Origin of the sequence: Streptomyces sp. NPDC046712 (assembly GCF_040645695.1) — a bacterium.
Taxonomy (GTDB): Bacteria; Actinomycetota; Actinomycetes; order Streptomycetales; family Streptomycetaceae; genus Streptomyces.
The window spans coordinates 106,852-124,788 of record NZ_JBEYYW010000022.1 but is presented as its reverse complement, the minus strand read 5'-3'; the positions used below and the strand labels follow the sequence as shown (position 1 = coordinate 124,788).

At 70.6% G+C, this 17,937-nt stretch carries 8 protein-coding genes; 5 read left to right on the top strand and 3 right to left on the bottom strand.

Features of this window, described 5'->3' with window-relative positions; translation table 11 throughout:
• Window positions 1–9 precede the first annotated feature (9 nt).
• Window positions 10–10,692 (top strand): type I polyketide synthase, encoded by a 10,683-nt coding sequence (locus ABZ939_RS26415; protein WP_361859973.1) that lies wholly within the window; start codon window positions 10–12, stop codon window positions 10,690–10,692.
• A 315-nt stretch (window positions 10,693–11,007) separates the two neighbouring features.
• On the opposite strand, the gene ABZ939_RS26410 is transcribed toward ABZ939_RS26415, so the two are convergent.
• Window positions 11,008–12,789, bottom strand: a complete 1,782-nt coding sequence (locus tag ABZ939_RS26410) for an MFS transporter (RefSeq protein ID WP_361859970.1) — start codon at window positions 12,787–12,789, stop codon at window positions 11,008–11,010.
• A 148-nt stretch (window positions 12,790–12,937) separates the two neighbouring features.
• Between ABZ939_RS26410 and ABZ939_RS26405 the strand changes: the two genes are divergently transcribed.
• The gene (locus ABZ939_RS26405) at window positions 12,938–13,549 is read left to right on the top strand and encodes a TetR/AcrR family transcriptional regulator (RefSeq protein ID WP_361859967.1); all 612 of its coding nucleotides are present in this window, start codon (window positions 12,938–12,940) and stop codon (window positions 13,547–13,549) included.
• A 203-nt stretch (window positions 13,550–13,752) separates the two neighbouring features.
• Window positions 13,753–14,088 carry a PqqD family protein gene (locus ABZ939_RS26400; protein ID WP_361859964.1) on the top strand — a complete coding sequence of 112 codons (336 nt, stop codon included), beginning with the start codon at window positions 13,753–13,755 and terminating at the stop codon, window positions 14,086–14,088.
• Between the two features lie 42 nt (window positions 14,089–14,130).
• Here the strand turns inward: ABZ939_RS26400 and ABZ939_RS26395 are convergent, their stop codons facing one another.
• Both ABZ939_RS26395 and ABZ939_RS26390 read right to left on the bottom strand, forming a co-directional pair.
• Entirely contained in the window at window positions 14,131–14,775 is a 645-nt protein-coding gene (locus tag ABZ939_RS26395; RefSeq protein WP_361859961.1) for a response regulator transcription factor, read from the bottom strand.
• Window positions 14,763–16,064 carry a sensor domain-containing protein gene (locus tag ABZ939_RS26390; protein ID WP_361859959.1) on the bottom strand — a complete coding sequence of 434 codons (1,302 nt, stop codon included), beginning with the start codon at window positions 16,062–16,064 and terminating at the stop codon, window positions 14,763–14,765. The genes ABZ939_RS26395 and ABZ939_RS26390 overlap by 13 nt, the downstream gene beginning before the upstream one ends.
• A gap of 193 nt (window positions 16,065–16,257) precedes the next feature.
• On the opposite strand from ABZ939_RS26390, the gene ABZ939_RS26385 reads away from it, so the two are divergent.
• Both ABZ939_RS26385 and ABZ939_RS26380 read left to right on the top strand, forming a co-directional pair.
• Window positions 16,258–17,325: an acyl-CoA desaturase gene (locus ABZ939_RS26385; RefSeq protein WP_361859956.1), complete on the top strand. Its 1,068-nt coding sequence runs from the start codon at window positions 16,258–16,260 to the stop codon at window positions 17,323–17,325.
• A 293-nt stretch (window positions 17,326–17,618) separates the two neighbouring features.
• Window positions 17,619–17,822 (top strand): cold-shock protein, encoded by a 204-nt coding sequence (locus ABZ939_RS26380; protein ID WP_033201600.1) that lies wholly within the window; start codon window positions 17,619–17,621, stop codon window positions 17,820–17,822.
• Window positions 17,823–17,937 lie beyond the last annotated feature (115 nt).

Genomic DNA, 17,937 nt, shown 5'->3' with positions numbered 1-17,937 from the left:
GTAGCAATCGTGAGTACTTCTGTCGAGCAGATAGCGGAAGCGCTGCGCAAGTCCCTGCTGGAGAACGAGCGGCTCCGCCGGCGGCACGACCAGGTCACGGCGGCCGCCGAGGAGCCGATCGCGATCGTCGGCATGAGCTGCCGGTTCCCCGGCGGAGTGGAGAACCCGGACGACCTGTGGCGGCTGGTCGCGGAGGGTCGGGACGCCGTCACCCCGTTCCCCACCGACCGCGGCTGGGACCTCGACGGCGTCTTCGACACCGACGCGTCGCGCTCCGGCAAGACGTACGCGAAGGAGGGCGGCTTCCTGCACGACGCCCCGCTGTTCGACGCGTCGTTCTTCAGCCTGAGCCCGCACGAGGCCTCCGCCACGGACCCGCAGCAGCGGGTGATCCTCGAGGCCTCGTGGGAGGCGTTCGAGCAGGCCGGCATCGACGTGCACACCCTGCGCGGCAGCCAGACGTCGGTCTTCGTCGGCGTCATGGCAGCCGACTACCACGCGCGTCCCGGGACGGTGGCGGAAGGTGCGGAGGGCTTCCTCGTCGTCGGCACCGACAGCAGTGTCGTCTCGGGCCGGGTCTCGTACAGCCTCGGCCTCGAAGGCCAGGCCGTCTCCATCGACACGGCCTGCTCGTCGTCGCTGGTGGCCCTGCACCTCGCCTGCCAGTCGCTGCGGCAGGGCACGTCCACTCTCGCTCTCGCGGGCGGCGTGACCGTCATGTCGACGCCGCGCACGTTCGTGGAGTTCAGCCGGCAGCGCGGCCTCGCCCCCGACGGCCGGTGCAAGTCCTTCGCCGAGGCCGCCGACGGCACCGGCTGGTCGGAAGGTGTGGGCCTGCTCGTCCTGGAGCGACTCTCCGACGCGCGCCGGAACGGTCACCGCGTCCTCGCGGTGGTACGCGGCTCCGCCCTCAACCAGGACGGTGCGAGCAACGGACTCACCGCCCCCAACGGCCCGTCGCAGCAGCGTGTCATCCGTGCCGCGCTCGCCGACGCCAGGCTGTCCGCGGCCGAGGTCGACGTGGTCGAGGCGCACGGCACCGGCACCCGGCTCGGCGACCCCATCGAGGCACAGGCCCTGCTCGCCACCTACGGCAGGGAACGCCCCGAAGGCCGGCCGCTCTGGCTGGGTTCGATCAAGTCCAACATGGGGCATACGCAGGCCGCCGCGGGTGCCGCGGGCATCATCAAGATGGTCCAGGCGATGCGGCACGGGGTCCTCCCCAAGACGCTGCACGTCGACTCCCCGACCTCCCAGGTGGACTGGGAGGCGGGGGCCGTCGAACTGCTCTCGGACGCGCGGCCGTGGGAGAAGGAGGACGGCGCGCCGCGCCGCGCCGGCATCTCGTCGTTCGGCATCAGCGGCACCAACGCACACGTGATCATCGAGGAAGCGCCGGCCGTCGACGCCGATGAGGCTGCCGGGGGAGAGCCGCAGGGGGGCGAGGAGCTCCCGGCGTGGGCCGTCGGACCGTCCTCCCCGCATGGAGAGCAGCTCAAGGGTCTCCTGCCCACTCTGCTCTCCGCAGCCGACGAGCCGGCCCTCCGCGCCCAGGCCGCCCGGCTCCTGCGGTGGCTGGAGGCGGACGACGAACCTCGGCCCCTGGACATCGCCTACTCGCTGGCCCTGTCCCGGGCCACGCTCGAGCAGCGCGCCGCCCTGACCGTGGCGGACAGGACCTCGCTGCTCTCCGGACTGCGCGCCCTCGCCCAGGGCGAGGAAGCACCCGCGCTGACCCGCGGCGCGGCAGCCCGGGAACCGCGTGCCGTTCTCGTCCTGCCCGATCTGGACGGCACGACCGAGGAAGCGGCCGGGGAGAGTGCCGACGGTTCGGGTCTCGCGGCCGAGGAGCCCGCGGCCTGGCCACGGCTCGCACGTGAACTCTCCGCGAGCTCCCCGCTGTTCACCGAGCGCCTGCGGTCCGTCGCGGCGGCGCTGCGCGGTTCCGCCCGTACCGACTGGGAATTGTTCGACGTCATCGACGGCAAGCCCACGGCGCCTTCGCCCGAGGACCCGGCCGTCGCCCGCGCCGGCGCCTTCGCCGTTCAGATCGCGATGGCCGCTCTGTGGCGCGCCCACGGCCTGCGGCCCGTCGCCGTCCTCGGCCATGGTTCCGGCGGGATCGCCGCCGCTCACCTGGCCGGTGCGCTGTCCCTGGAGGACGCCGCACGTCTCGCCGCAGACCCCGCCGCGGAACCACCGGCCCTCGCCGGACGACCGGGCGCCGTGCAACTCCACCTCACAGACACGGACGAGGAGTACGAGCAGGCGGTATACGCGCTCGTCAGCAGCGGCCACACACTCTTCGTCGACGCCGGCCCCGTACCCGCCCCGGCGGACATCGTCCTGGCAGCCGCGACCGCGGACTTCGCCACGGCCGTCGTCCGGCCACCGGCACAGGGCACGCACGCCGCCGACGCCTTCGCCGAGGCGCTCGGAAAGGCCTACGTCCTCGGCGTCCCCGTCGACTGGAGGGCGTTCCACTCCGGCAGGGGCGCCCGACGCGTCGACCTGCCCACATACGCCTTCCAGCGGCAGCGCTACTGGCCGAACTCTCTCGGGGACAGCGGCGACCCCGCCGCATGGGGCCTCGGGACGGCGGACCACCCCCTGCTCGGCGCGGCGATCGCTCTCGCCGATGCGGACGAGGCGCTTCTCACCGGCCGCCTGAGCCTGGAGACCCAGCCGTGGCTCGCCGACCACGCGGCCGGAGACACGGTTCTGCTCCCCGGCACAGCCTTCGTCGAGATGGCGATCCGCGCAGGCGACCAGGTCGGGTGCGGGCGACTGGACGACCTGACCCTGACCGCGCCGCTCATCCTGCCCGAGCGCGGGGGCGTCCAGATCCAGGTGTCGGTCGGCAGCCCCGGCGCGGACGGACAGCGTCCGGTCCGCATCCACGCACGTCCGGACGAGCACGGGGCGTACGACGGTCCGCACGATGTGGCGTGGACTCTCCACGCCACTGGCACACTGATGCCGGATCAGGCGGAGCCCGCCTTCGACCTGAGCGCCTGGCCGCCGAAGGACGCCGTCGCGATCGATGTCAGCGACCTGTACCCGCGCATGGCCGACCAGGGCTACGGATACGGACCCACGTTCCAGGGACTGCGCGCCGTCTGGAAGCGCGGCGGCGAGTTCTTCGCGGAAGTCGAACTGCCCGAGGAGGTACGGGACCAAGCGTCGCGCTTCGGCCTGCACCCCGCGCTGCTGGACGCGGCCCTGCACGCGGCCGGTACCGACACGGACCCGGCCGACGGAGACTCCGACACCGCCCTCCGGCTCCCCTTCGCCTGGAGCGGAGTACGCCTCCACGCCACGGGAGCGGGGGCACTGCGCGTACGCCTCACGACACACGGGGCCGACACGCTGGCGCTGGACATCGCGGACGCGAGCGGTGCCCCGGTGGCATCCGTCGAATCCCTCGCGCTGCGCGCCGTGAACCCGGCCCAGCTCGCAACCGCCACGGCTGTCGCGCACGACTCCCTGTTCCGGATGGAGTGGGTGGAGACATCGGTCGATCCTGCGGCGATCCTGGAGGGCCGTTGGGCGCTGGTCGGCTCCGGTCCGTACGAGTGGGCGGCCGAGTGGGGCGTCGAGACTGCCGTCGAGCTGGATGCCGTGGTGGGTGCGGGTGTGAGTGTCGTGCTTGTGCCGGTGGGTGATGGGGATCTGCGGGGTGAGTTGTCGCGGGTTCTGGGTGTTCTGCAGGCGTGGCTCGGCGACGAGCGGTTCGAGGGTTCGAAGCTCGTCGTGGTCACGGAGCCGGGTGTCGACGACCTGGTGAGTGGTGCGGTTGCGGGTCTGGTGCGTTCGGCGCAGGCGGAGAATCCGGATCGGATCGTGCTGCTGGAGTGGGACGGTGATGACGCGTCGCTTCGTTCGCTGCCGGCGGCGGTGGCGTCGGGTGAGCCGGAGCTTGTGCTGCGTGAGGGGAAGGTGCTCGTTCCTCGTCTGGCCCGGGTTTCCGCAGGAGTGCGGGAGTCGTCGCTGGGTGGTTCGGGCACCGTCTTGGTGACTGGTGGTACGGGTGGGCTGGGTGCGGTCCTGGCGCGGCATCTGGTCACGGAGCACGGTGTGCGGCATCTGCTGCTGGTGAGCCGTCGCGGGACCGGGGCTCCGGGTGCGGTGGAGCTGCGCGAGGAGCTGGCCGCGCTGGGTGCGGAGTCGGTGTCGATCGAGGCGGTCGACGTCGCCGACCGGTCGGCGCTGGCTGAGGTGATTGGCCGGATTCCTGTCGAGCGTTCGTTGTCGGCGGTGATTCACACCGCGGGCGTCGTCGACGACGGGATCATCTCCTCGCTCACGCCTGAGCGGATCGACGCCGTCCTTCGGCCGAAGGCGGATGCCGCACGTCATCTGCACGAACTGACCCAGGGTATGGACCTGCGGGCGTTCGTACTGTTCTCGTCGATGGCGGGTACCTTGGACGGTGCCGGGCAGGGCAACTACGCGGCAGCGAACGGCTATCTGGACGCTCTGGCTCGTCGGCGTGCGGCCGACGGTCTGCCGGCGCTGTCCCTGGCGTGGGGTCTGTGGGACACCGCGACCGGCATGGGCGGCAACCTCAGCCGGACCGACATAGAACGCATCGCAGCCGATGGCGTTCTCGCGCTCACCGCTGAAGAAGGCACGGCGCTCTTCGACGCCGCCCTTGCCTCCGATGAAGCAGTGCTGCTGCCGGTGCGGTGGGACTTCGCCGCCGTACGGCGAGCTGCGGATCCCGTCCCGGCCATGTTGCGCACTCTGGTTCCGGCGCCCGTCCGCAGGGCGAGCGCCAACAACGCTGGTTCCGAGTCCACCGACTTGCGGGACCGTCTGGTGCGCATGTCGGCGGACGAGCGGGACACCTTCCTGATCGACCTGGTGCGCACCGAGGTCTCGGGGGTTCTCGGTCATGGCGGCAAGGACGCCGTGGAGCCTCAGCGTGCCTTCAAGGAACTCGGATTCGACTCCTTGGCCGCTGTCAGTCTGCGTAACCGGCTCAACAAGGAGACAGGACTGCGCCTGCCGGCCACCCTCGTCTTCGACTACCCCGCCTCCGACGTCCTCGCTCGCTTCCTCAAGAGCGAGCTGGTGGGCGAGCAGGACGCCGAGCCCGCTTCCAACCTCCCTGCGGTCGTGCTCTCGGACGACGAGCCGATCGCGATCGTCGGTATGAGCTGCCGGTTCCCAGGTGACGTACGTTCCCCTGAGGAACTGTGGGACCTGCTGGCCGCAGGCCGCGACGGCATATCCGACTTCCCGGAGGATCGTGGTTGGGACGTCCAGGGCCTCTACGACCCCGAGCCCGGCAAGCCCGGCAAGAGCTTCGCCCGCGAAGGCGGATTCCTCTACGACGCGGCGGACTTCGACGCCGAGTTCTTCAGCATGGGGCCGCGTGAGGCGTTGGCGACGGACCCCCAGCAGCGGTTGCTGCTGGAGGCGTCGTGGGAGGCGATCGAGCGGGCGGGCATCGACCCGTCGTCGCTCAAGGGGTCGCAGACCGGCGTCTTCGCCGGCGTCATGTACCACGACTACGGAACCCGCCTCGGCGAGGTGCCCGAGGACGTCAGCGGCTACCTGGGCAACGGCAGCCTCGGCAGTGTGGTGTCGGGTCGTGTGGCGTACGCCCTGGGACTTGAGGGCCCGGCCGTGTCGGTGGACACGGCGTGCTCGTCGTCGCTTGTGGCACTGCACTGGGCCATCCAGGCCCTGCGTCGGGGCGAGTGCTCGCTTGCTCTGGCGGGCGGTGTGACGGTGATGGCGACGCCGGAGACCTTCGTGGACTTCAGCCGCCAGCGCGGTCTGGCGCCCGACGGCCGTTGCAAGGCGTTCGCCGAGGCGGCCGATGGCACCGGTTGGGGCGAGGGTGTGGGCGTCCTGCTGGTCGAGCGTCTGTCGGACGCCCGGGCCAAGGGGCACCAGGTCCTGGCGGTGGTGCGGGGTTCGGCGGTGAATCAGGACGGTGCGAGCAACGGTCTGACGGCGCCGAACGGGCCTTCGCAGCAGCGGGTGATCCGTGCGGCACTGGCGAATGCCGGGCTGTCTGCTTCGGACGTCGATGCTGTCGAGGCGCATGGGACGGGTACGACGCTGGGTGACCCGATCGAGGCGCAGGCACTTCTTGCGACGTATGGTCAGGAGCGGGTTGAGGGGCGGCCGTTGTGGCTGGGCTCGGTGAAGTCGAACCTGGGTCACACGCAGGCCGCAGCCGGTGTCGCGGGGATCATCAAGATGGTTCAGGCGATGCGGCACGGGGTCCTTCCCAAGACGCTCCACGTTGACGAGCCTTCCTCGCACGTGGACTGGTCGGCGGGCGAGGTCGAGTTGCTGACGGAGTCGCGTGCGTGGGAGTCGGCCGATGGGGCTCCGCGTCGGGCGGGTGTGTCGTCGTTCGGCATCAGTGGCACGAACGCTCACGTGATCCTCGAGGAATCTCCGGCCGTCGAGGCGGGTACGTCCGAGACCGGTATGGACTGGCCGTCGGGTGTTCCCGTGCCGTGGGTGGTGTCGGGACGTACGGCCGAGGCACTGCGCGAACAGGCACGACGACTGCGGGATTTCGTGACCGGCACCTCGGCCCGACCGGTCGACGTCGCCTACGCGACTCTTACGTCACGCACGACACACAGCCACCGTGCGGTCGTCCTCGGTACGACGCACGAAGAGCTCCTGAACGGTCTGACCGACGTCGTGGAGGGCTCGTCCTCCCAGCGCGCCGCCGTGGGACGGACCAGCAACGGACGCCTCGCGTTCTTGTTCACGGGGCAGGGGTCGCAGCGGGTGGGGATGGCGGCGGGTCTTGCTGCGGTGTTCCCGGTGTTTGCGGCGGCTTTGGACGAGGTGTGTGGGCTGCTGGACGCTCAAGGTGTGTTCGAGTGTCCGCTGCGTGAGGTGATTGCGGGGGAGGGCGCTGAGGGTCTGCTGAATCAGACCGTCTATACCCAGTCGGCTCTCTTTGCTGTCGAGGTGGCGCTGTTCCGGCTGGTGGAGTCTCTCGGTGTTCGGCCTGACTATCTCGCCGGCCACTCGGTCGGTGAGATCGCCGCCGCGCACGTGGCCGGAGTGTTCTCCCTCGAAGACGCCTGCCGGATGGTGGTCGCACGCGGCCGTCTCATGCAGGCCCTACCGGCCGGTGGCGTCATGGTGGCCGTCCGGGCGAGCGAGGCCGACGTGCTGCCCCTGCTCGCCGGCCGAGAGCACGAGGTGGGCATCGCGGCGGTCAACGGCCCGGCGTCCGTCGTCATCTCCGGCGCTGCAACCGCCGTGAACAAGGTGGTTGAGCTCCTGGAGGAGCGCGGGATCCCCGCGATCCCGTTGTCGGTGTCGCACGCCTTCCACTCCCCCCTCATGGATCCGATGCTGGAGGAGTTCCGGCAGGTCGTCCGCGGGCTGTCGTTCTCCGAGCCGCGTATGGCGGTCGTGTCGAACGTGACCGGCCGAGTCGCCGAAGCCTCCGACCTGACCGATCCCGAGTACTGGGTGCGTCATGTCCGGCAGGCGGTTCGCTTCGCGGACGGCATCCGTACCCTCGAGGACGCGGGTGTGACCACGTATCTCGAACTCGGCCCGGACGGTGTCCTGTCGGCGATGGCCCAGGCCTGCCTCGACAAGCCCGAAGCAGCCCTCCTCGCCCCGGTCCTCCGCCGTGACCGCGACGAACCCGCCACCCTTCTCACCGCGGTCGCGGAGACCTTCGTACGAGGTTCGGATCTCGACGGCGACGCGCTCTTCCAGGGCTTCGACGTCCGGCGCGTCGACCTGCCCACCTACGCCTTCCAGCATGTGCGCTACTGGCTCGACGCTGTGCCCGTCGCCGTGGACGCCTCCGCGCTGGGGCTGCGGTCGGCCGGGCACCCGCTGCTGGGCGCCGCCGTCGAACTGCCCGACTCCGGCGGCGTCGCGCTGACCGGCCGGTTGTCCGTGGCCGCGCAGCCGTGGCTGGCCGACCACCGGGTCTCGGGCACGGTGATCGTGCCGGGTTCCGCGTTCGTCGAACTCGCGGTCCATGCCGGCGAGCACGTCGGGTGCGACCGTCTCGACGAGCTGACGCTCACGGCCCCCTTGCTGCTGCCCGAGCAGGGCGGGGTGCAGTTCCAGGTGTCGGTCGCCGCTCCCGACGCGGAGGGGCAGCGGGCGGTCAGGGTCCACGCGCGACCCGACGGCTCCGACCCGGACGGGGCGTGGACCGTTCATGCGGCCGGCATGTTGCTGCCCGCCGCCGCCTACCTGGAAGAACCCGAGGGACTGTTCGTCTGGCCTCCGGAGGGGGCCGAGGAGTTGGTCTTCCCGGACGCGTACGGCGAACTGGCCGGCCAGGGGTACGGATATGGTCCCGCCTTCCAGGGGCTGCGGCAGGCATGGAAGCGAGGCGGCGAGATCTTCGCCGAGGTGGCGCTGCCGGAAGAGGCGTACACGGACGGCGAGACCTTCGGGCTGCATCCGGCGCTGCTGGATGCGGCGCTGCATGCTGCCCTCCTCCCCTCCGACTCCCCGGACGCGGACGCGGACGCGGACTCGGACGATGTCGACGGCGCGGGCGGCGGACCGAAGCTGCCCTTCTCCTGGAACGGTGTGACGCTGTACTCGGCGGGTGCGACGGCCCTGCGGGTACGTCTGCGCGAAGACACCGCCGACACGCTGACCATCGACGCCTATGACACCTCGGGCGCACCCGTCCTGACGGTGCGTTCGCTCGTGGCACGTGCCGTGCCGGCCGATCAGCTGGCGTCGGCCGCCCAGGGCGCCGGCGTCGCCTCGCTCTACCGGCTCGCCTGGCGGACGGCCGACGCGCCCGCCGATGTCACCCCTCTGCGCTGGGCCGTCCTCGGCAGCCCCATCGGCTTCGAGGCCGGAAGCGAGACGGTGACGCATGCCCGGCTCGCGGATCTGACCAAGAGCGTGGACGAGGGGAGCACCGCCCCCGATGTGATCGTTCTGCACGGTGCGGCAGACATGGACCGCGACGGGACGCTCCCCGAGGCCGACAGGGCACGGTCCGCCGTGCTCGGCACCGTCGAGGTGCTCCACGATCTGTTGGCCGACGAGCGGCTCGACGGTGCGCGCATCGTCGTCCTCACCGGAGGCGCGGTCGTCGCAGCCGAAGAGGACACCCTGGCGGATCTCGCCCACGCACCCCTGTGGGGTCTGGTCCGCTCGCTGCAGGAGGAGTATCCGGAACGTCTCGTCGCCGTCGACGTGAACGCGGCCGACGGGTACGGACTGCTGCCCGCGGCCGTGGCGCTCGGCGCGCCGGAGGTGGCCGTGCGCGGGGGCACGCTCCTGGTGCCGCGTCTGGTCGTGGCAGAGGTCGACGCCGCGATTCCGGACCACGGCCGGCCGGCCTTCGCGGCCGACGGGACCGTGCTGATCACCGGCGGCACGGGTGGCCTGGGCGCGGTACTGGCCCGGCATCTCGTGTCGGAGCACGGAGTGCGGCATCTGCTCCTGCTCAGCCGGTCGGGGGAGCGGGCGCCTGGCGCTGCCCCGCTCCGGGACGAGCTGCTCGACCTCGGTGCGGCAGTGGTCTCGATCCGGGCGTGCGACGTCGCCGACGCGAACGCTCTGGCGGAAGCGGTGGAATCCGTCGCCGCCGAGCATCCGCTGACCGGAATCCTGCACACCGCGGGCGTCCTGGACGACGGAACCTTCGCCTCCCTCACGCCGGAACGCTTCGAGACCGTTCTGCGGCCGAAGCTCGAAGCGGCCCTCCACCTCGACGGTCTGGCAGCCCGTCACGATGTACGTTCCTTCGTTCTCTTCTCCTCGCTGGCAGGCACCATGGGCAGCGCCGGGCAGGCGAACTACGCTGCGGCCAATGCCGCGTTGGACGCCCTGGCCCACCGGCGCAGGGCCGCGGGTCTGCCCGCGCTGTCCCTTGCCTGGGGACTGTGGGACTCGGGGGACGGCGCGGGCGACGGTATGGGGGAGAGCCTGAGCGAGACCGACCGGGCGAGGATGACGCGGTCCGGAGTCGCCCCCCTCGCGGTGCGCGAGGGGCTGGCCCTCTTCGACGCGGCCCTGCGGTCCGACGCGGACGTGCTGGTTCCCGTACGGCTCGACACGGCGCCGATCAGGGCGCGGGCCGCGGCGGAAGGAGTGCCCCATCTGCTCCGGGAGCTGGTCTCCGTGCCCGTGCGCCGGGACCGTCGCGTGGCCGGGGCGGCCGGACAGGCCGGCGGGGCCGACTCCCTCGCGGACAGGCTGGCGGAGCTGTCCGACGCGGAGCAGCGCGCGCTGCTCCTCACCCTGGTCAGGACCCATGTCGCCGAAGTCCTGGGCCACTCGGGCCCGGAGGCGGTCGATGTCGAGCGCGGCTTCTCCGAGCTGGGCTTCGACTCCCTGGCGGCCGTGGAGATGCGTAACAGGCTCGGCGCGGTCTGCGGGCTGCGGCTGACCTCGACGCTGATCTACGACCACCCCACGCCGGCGGCGGTCGCCGCGTACCTCCACGGCGAGCTGGTGGAGGCGGGCACCGCGCCCACCGTGGAGGACGAGCTGGCCCGACTGGAGCGCATCCTGGGCACCGCGACGCCGGACGCCGCCGAGCACGCCCGCATCGCGGCGCGGCTGCGTGCCCTGAGCGCCCGGTGGGCGGACGGCGCGGCGGGCGGGGAGCACGGCCCGGAGGATGCCGGTGACGACGGCACGCTCGCGGCAGCCTCGGCGGACGACCTGTTCGACATCCTCGACAACGAACTGGGCGTCTAGCCACTCCGTCCGACCCGGCCCGTGCCGTGGAGCGCTTCCCGCGCTCCACGACACGGGCCTTTTCGCGCATATACCGGCGGCGGTCATGCACGGGCAGCGGTCTCCGGACCCGTGGCCGCCGCTCACCGCGCACCCACCGCCCGTGGACACACGAGTGTGCTTACCGCGCACCCCACCGCCCGTGGACACCTGACTGAGCCCACCTAGCACCCCACCGCACGTGGCCACATGACTGTGCTCACGCGCACCCCACGGCACCTGGACACACGTGTGTGCCGGGCCAGAGAACTGGCCCGGCACACGCGTCTGTTCAGGTCACCATTGGGTGGACTGTCCACCGTCCCGCCGATGACGCGGTCCGTTCTGCCCCGCCGTACCCGGCGTTCCAGGCGTCCCGTACGTGCCCGGCGTCCCGTACGTGGTCGGCGTGCCGAAGAAGTCGGCGGTCCGCTCCGCGCCCTGCGCGCCGGCCGGGTACGCACCGTTGCCGTAGTGGTCCGGCGCGCCCTGTGCCGCGTAGGCGGCCGCGGGCTGTGCCGCCTCGGGCTGCTGCTGCGAGGTGCTGTCGACGACCCGGGCCTGTGTCCCGATGCGGACCTGGCGCAGCAGCGTGAAGGCGAGCAGCGCCATGAGGGCCAGCAGTCCGGCAGCGGTGTACATCGCGATCTGCAGACCGTGGGTGAATGCCTCGCGCGCCGCGGTGGCGAGCGCCTGGCCCAGCTCCTGCGGCATCCGGGTGGTGACGTCGAGTGCCGTGCCCAGGGTGTCGCGCGCGGACTCCAGCAGGGACGGCTCGACCCCGCTGGGGGCGTTCTCGGCGAGATCGGCGCGGTAGACGGCGGCGCCGACGCTGCCGAGGACGGAGATGCCGAGCGCGCCGCCGAACTCCGTGGCGATCTGGGAGAGACCGGAGACCGTGCCGGCCTTCTCCGGCGGGGCGGTCGCGATGATCATGTCCGAGGAGATGGTCAGGACGAGCGTGATGCCTCCGGCCATGGTCGCCGTGCCGGCGACCAGCGCGGCGATGCCGGTGCCGCCGTCGAGCTGGCCGAGGATGACGAAGCCGACGGCGCCGATGAGGAGTCCCGCACCGACGACGAACGCCGGGCGCACCCGACGGACGATCAGCGGTGCGAGGGCGGCGGCGGTCATGGCGGCGCCGGCTGCCGGGAGCGCGTACAGACCGGCGACGAAGGGCCGCACCCCGGCCACCATCTGCAGGTACTGAGTGGTGAACAGGCTGGAGCCCACCATCGAGAAGACGCCGAGGGTGTTGGCCGTGATGGAGGCGGTGAAACCCTTGCTGCGGAACAGCTTCACGTCGAGCATCGGCTGCGCGAGCGAGCGCTGCCTGCGCAGGAAGATGTAGCCGATCAGCAGTCCGGCCGCCATGACGGCGATCGGCGTGACGCTCAGGCCGTCCTGGGCGATGTGCTGCACGCCGTAGATGGTCGGCAGCATCGCGGCCAGCGAGAGGACCGCGCTGAGGATGTCGAACGGGCCCGGGTTCGGGTCCTTGGACTCCGGCAGCATCAGCGGCGCGAGCAGGATGAGCAGGGCCATGATCGGGAGATTGACCAGGAAGACGGAGCCCCACCAGAAGTGCTCCAGGAGCGCGCCTCCCATCAGCGGTCCGAGCATGGCGCCCGCCGCGAACGCGCCGGTCCACACGGCGATGGCGGCCCGTCGCTGTTCCGCGTCGTGGAACATGTTGCGGATCAGGGAGAGCGTCGACGGCATCAGCGTCGCGCCACCGAGACCGAGCAGCGCCCGGGTCGCGATGAGCATCTCCGCACTGTCCGAGTAGGCGCCGAACGCGGACGCGGTGCCGAAGGCGGCGGCGCCGAAAAGTAACAGCTTCCGGCGACCGATCCGGTCACCGAGCGTGCCCATCGTGAGCAGCAGCCCCGCGAGCATGAACGGATAGATGTCGATGATCCACAGCAGCTGCGAGCTGCTGGGCTCCAGAGACGCGCTGATCATCGGCAGTGCGTACGACAGGACGTGCATGTCGAGGGAGATCAGGAGGACGGGGAGGATCAGGACGGCGAGCCCGAACCACGCCTTGCGGTCGGCACGTTGCGTGTCTGAGTTCATGAAACTGAACCATACGTACGTCCTAGATGCTTGTCTAGTACGAGCGTCTCAGCCGTCCGTCTGAGAGGTACGTATCAGACGCTGGTGCGAGACGTTTGTCTGGTACGCATGTATGTGACAAATGTGCGACCGAGGCTAGGATGATCCCGTGGGAAATCGAGAAGACCTGCTGGTCGGTGCCAAGAAATGCCTGTACGAGCGGGGCTATGCCCGGACCACGGCGCGCGACATCGTCGCCGCGTCCGGTGCCAACCTCGCTGCGATCGGCTACCACTTCGGCTCGAAGGAGGCGTTGCTCAGTGCTGCGGTGATCGAGGCGTTCGAGGAGTGGGGGCAGGAGCTGCGCAGAATCCTGGACGAGGCGGCCGACCCCACGGTCGACGCGGCCTGGGAACGTGTCACGCAGTTCTTCGTGACGCATCGCCCGCTCCTGCTCGCCAGCATCGAGGCGTTCGCGCAGGCCGACCGCGTGCCCGGTCTTCGTGAACAGCTGGCCGAGATGTACGAACGGGCCCGGTTGGCGCTGGCGGCCCCGCTCGCCCCGAACCTGGGCGACGCCCCCGACGACCGGACGATGTGGCTGGTGGGCTCCTTCCACCTCGCTCTGGTCTCCGGCCTCGGTCTGCAGTGGCTCCTCGACCCGGAGAACGCGCCGAGCGGGGAGGAACTCGCCCAGGCGATGCGCATCTTCGTCGGCGCGGTCGGCCCGGCCACGGCACCCCCCGCAGACAGCGCCGTGGGGGCCGGCAGCGTCGACTGAGTCGACGTCCGGCCCGGCAGGCAGGCCTCCCGCAGTGGAGGGTGGGTGTAACTCCCCCCTCCGCAGGGGGTGTGACCCGGTTTCCGTCCGACCAAGGTCCGCCTTACCCTGACACCCTCACGCAGGGCGACCGCACATGCTCGGGGAGCAATGGCTTCCGGCACGGCGGCCGCTGAGCAGCCGCGAGCGATGAGGAGCTTGTGTTGGAAGACGACGACATGTGGACCCGGGTGAGACCCGCGTCGGGCGTGAGCGGAGAGGTCGCCGCCGACGGTGAACTCGTGCTGCGCTGCGCGGTCACCGGCCGGCGATGGACGAGCGGTTCCGAAGCCGCGGCCATGTGGATCGCCCTGCAGCAGCACCGGTGGCGCCTCGACGCCGCCGCGGCCGACCTGAGCCGGGTGTGGACGATGGACCCGCTCCTGGTCCGGGTCGCCCTCGGGCAATGGGTGGAGGAGCTTCAGGCGCACGGTGTCGTCGAGGACGACCCGGGGCCGCCCGGCCCCGTCCGTCCGCCTCGCGCCGACGGCCGGTACTGACCTCCGGGGCCGGAGTGGGCGCCCTCAAGGCCTGTTCAGGTCCTAGAGGTTGAGGTGCGCGAGCACCGCGAGCACCCGGCGATTGTCGTCACAGGACTGGGCCAGCCCCAGCTTGCCGAAGATGTTGTTGGTGTGCTTGCTCACCGACTTCTCCGCGATGTTCATCTGCCGCGCGATCGCCGCGTTGCTGCGCCCTTCGGCCATCAGGCCCAGCACCTCGCGCTCCCTCGCCGTCAGCGACTGGACCGTGCCCTGCGTCGAGTTGCGGGCCAGGAGCTGGGAGACGACCGAGGTGTCCATGGCGGTGCCGCCCGCGGCCACCCGCCGTACCGCGTCGACGAACTCGCTCACCTCGAAGACCCGGTCCTTGAGCAGATAGCCGATCCCGCCCCGGTGGTCGGAGAGCAACTCCCGTGCGTACAGATGCTCCACGTGCTGCGACAGGACGAGCACGGGGAGGCCGGGCATCTCACGGCGCGCCTGTGCCACCGCCTGAAGCCCCTCGTCCGTGAACGTGGGTGGCAGACGAACATCGACGACCGCGACGTCGGGGCGGTGCTCCAGGAGGGCCCGCAGCAGGTCGGGCCCATTGTCCACGGCCTCGACCACCTCGAAGTCGTTCAGCGTGAGCAACTGGATGATGCCCTCCCGCAGCAGGGCGAGGTCCTCGGCGATCACAACACGCACGGCAGCTCCATGGTCACTGTGGTGGGACCCCCCACCGGACTGTTCAGTTCGAGTGTTCCGTCGAAGGGCGCGAGTCTGCGGCGCAGACCGTCCAGCCCGCCGCCCTCGCGGATGCCCGCGCCCCCGGCACCGTCGTCGCCGACCACCAGACGCAGCCGCCCGCCGGAGTATTCGAGCCTGACCCACGCCGAGTCCGCCCCGCTGTGCTTGGCGACGTTCGCCAGTGCCTCGGCGACCGCGAAATAGCCGGCCGACTCCACCGGCGCCTGGGCGCGTCCAGGGAGGGCGATGTCGACCTGGACGGGAATGGGCAGGTCGAGCGCGAGAGCCCGGACGGCGCCCTCCAGTCCCCGTTCGGCCAGGACCGGCGGGTGAATGCCCCGTACCAGGTCGCGGAGTTCGGCCAGCGCTTGGGCGCTGGCCTGGCGGGCGTCCACGAGCAACTGCCGGGCCACGACCGGATTCTTGACGAGCATCTGCTCGGCCAGGCCCAGCTTGAGTCCGACCGCCACCAGCCTGGCCTGTGCCCCGTCGTGCAGGTCGCGCTCGATCCGCCGTAACTCCGCGGCCTGCGCGTCCACCGCGGCCGACCTGGTCTCGGTCAACTCGGCCACGCGGCGCGACAGATCGGCCTTGGCGGTGGGGGAGAGGAGGCGGCGTGTGATCCGGGTGTACGTCCGCAGCAGCCGTTCACCGCTCCAGAACCCGAGGAACAGGAACCCCAGTCCCTGGACGAACGCGAGCAGCCCCATGGGCCAGCTGTGGACGGGCCAGGTCAGACCGTAGCCGTAGAAGTCCTCCATGTACGGCCAGAACAGCGGAGTGGCCACCACTCCGTGGATTCCGTAGATGATCAGCCAGGCGGGCAGGAGGCCGAAGACCAGCCCGAGCGGAGCGTCGATCAGCAGCCACAGAAGGTCCCGCCAGGTCGCCGGGTCGGTCACCAGCTTCCGGTAGTGGCGCACACTGCTCGGGACGTCGAGCGGTTCGAAGTCCTCCGCCGGCTCGGGCCGGTACGGACGCGCGATGTGCACGCCCCACCACTCGCGCAGGAACCGCCGGTGCATGTCGGCGAAGCCGCGTACCGCGAACAGGGCTATCGGGAGCGTCAGGACGCCGACGCCCACCGGCGTCACCCCGAGCGAAGCGAGCACGATGGCGAGCAGGGGAATGGCCCCGAGCTGGGACAGGAAGGCCAGGGTCAGGCCCCGGCGCGCGGCCACCAAGCCGTTGATCAACCAGGGACGCAGCTCGTCGCGCAGTCGCTGCCGCAGCCGAGTCGGTGTCACGGGTACAACAGCTCCCGGCTCCTGTCTTCGGTCTCGGACTGCGGGGCGCGGTCCCCCTCGGCCTGCGGGTTCCGCCCCTCAGTGAGGGTACGTCAGCGGGCGTGGCGATGGGCGGGAGGGGGAGTTTTCTCCCCCTCGAAGAGGGGGGTTGGGCGGCTACTGCCGCTTCCCGCCGGTCAGCAGACTTCTTTCCATGAGCACAGAGTTCGCGACGACCACGGAAGTTCCCGGAACCGGGAAGACCACGCTGCGGCGGCCCGCGTCGGGCAGCAGCGACTTCTCCCAGCTGAGCCGCCGGATGGCCGCGGAGGGACTGCTGGACCGCCGACCCGTCTACTACACGGTGCGCTTCAGCCTCGTACTCCTCGCCTTCGCCGGCGGCTGGTACGCGATGTTCGCCCTGGGCGACACCTGGCTCCAACTGGTGCTGGCCGCTGCGATGTCCGTCGTCTTCGCGCAGGTCGCGCTCATCTCCCACGACCTGGCCCATCGTCAGGTGTTCAGCCGGCGCCTGCCCAGCGAGATCAGCGGACGCATCGCGGCCAACCTCCTCATGGGCATGAGCTACGGGTGGTGGATGAACAAGCACACCCGCCACCACGCGAACCCCAACCACGAGGAGCGGGACCCGGACGTGGCCCCCGACATCCTGGTCTGGTCCAAGCGCCAGGCCCGGCAGGCGAGCGGCCTGGCCCGGTTCATCGGGCGGCGGCAGGCGTACCTCTTCTTCCCGCTGCTGCTCCTGGAGGGTCTCAACCTCAGCTTCAACAGCTTCCGCGCGCTGAGCAGCCCGACGATGAAGCGCCCCTTACTCGAGGGCACCCTGCTCGTCGTCCACTTCGTCGCCTACTTCGGCGTCGTCTTCGCCGCGCTCCCCCCGGGCAAGGCGCTCGCGTTCATCGGGGTGCACCAGGCACTGATCGGCGTCTACATGGGGTGCGTCTTCGCTCCCAACCACAAGGGCATGCTGATGGTGACGCCCGACATGAAGCTGGACTTTCTCCGCCGCCAGGTCCTCACCTCCCGCAACGTGCGAGGCGGCCCGTTCGTCGACGTCGCCATGGGCGGCCTGAACTACCAGGTGGAGCACCATCTCTTCCCGAGCATGCCCACCCCCGCGCTCGGCCGCGCCGCCGAGATCACCCGGGAGTTCTGCGCGGAGAAGGACATCCCGTACTACGAGGTCGGGCTGCTCCGCTCCTACCGCGAGATCCTGAGCCACCTGCACCGGACGGGTGAGCCCATCCGCGAGGCCCACTGATCCGGCGGCGGGAGAGCGAGGCAGGCACCATCCGGACGGGCGGCGGGTCCACCGAGGACACGCCGCCCCAGCGACATCAGGAATGCGGAATTCCGTGCACGGATGACCACGCCGTGCTACAGTCGAGATCAGTTGCAGTTGTGGTTCCCATAGACTTCAAGTGCCTTTGACGATGATGAATCGTCGGGCACTTTTTGTATTTTCGGTGCTGTTTCCGGACGGGGAAATCATCGCGGCGACGCCGGGATTCGCACAGTGCGGATTCCCGGGTAATGCCCCGAAGGAGATATGGCATGGCTACTGGCACCGTGAAGTGGTTCAACTCGGAAAAGGGTTTCGGCTTCATCGAGCAGGAGGGTGGCGGCCCGGACGTGTTCGCCCACTACTCCAACATCGCGACCTCCGGCTTCCGTGAGCTGCAGGAGGGCCAGAAGGTGACCTTCGACGTCACGCAGGGCCAGAAGGGCCCGCAGGCGGAGAACATCCTCCCCGCCTGACGTCTTCGCGTCCGACGCAGCTGGGGCCCTCACCCGAGTGGTGAGGGCCCCGGCTCGTTGCATTTCTCGGCCGTTTCCGGTTTCCACGGCCATTTCCCGGCACACAGGTTGCCCA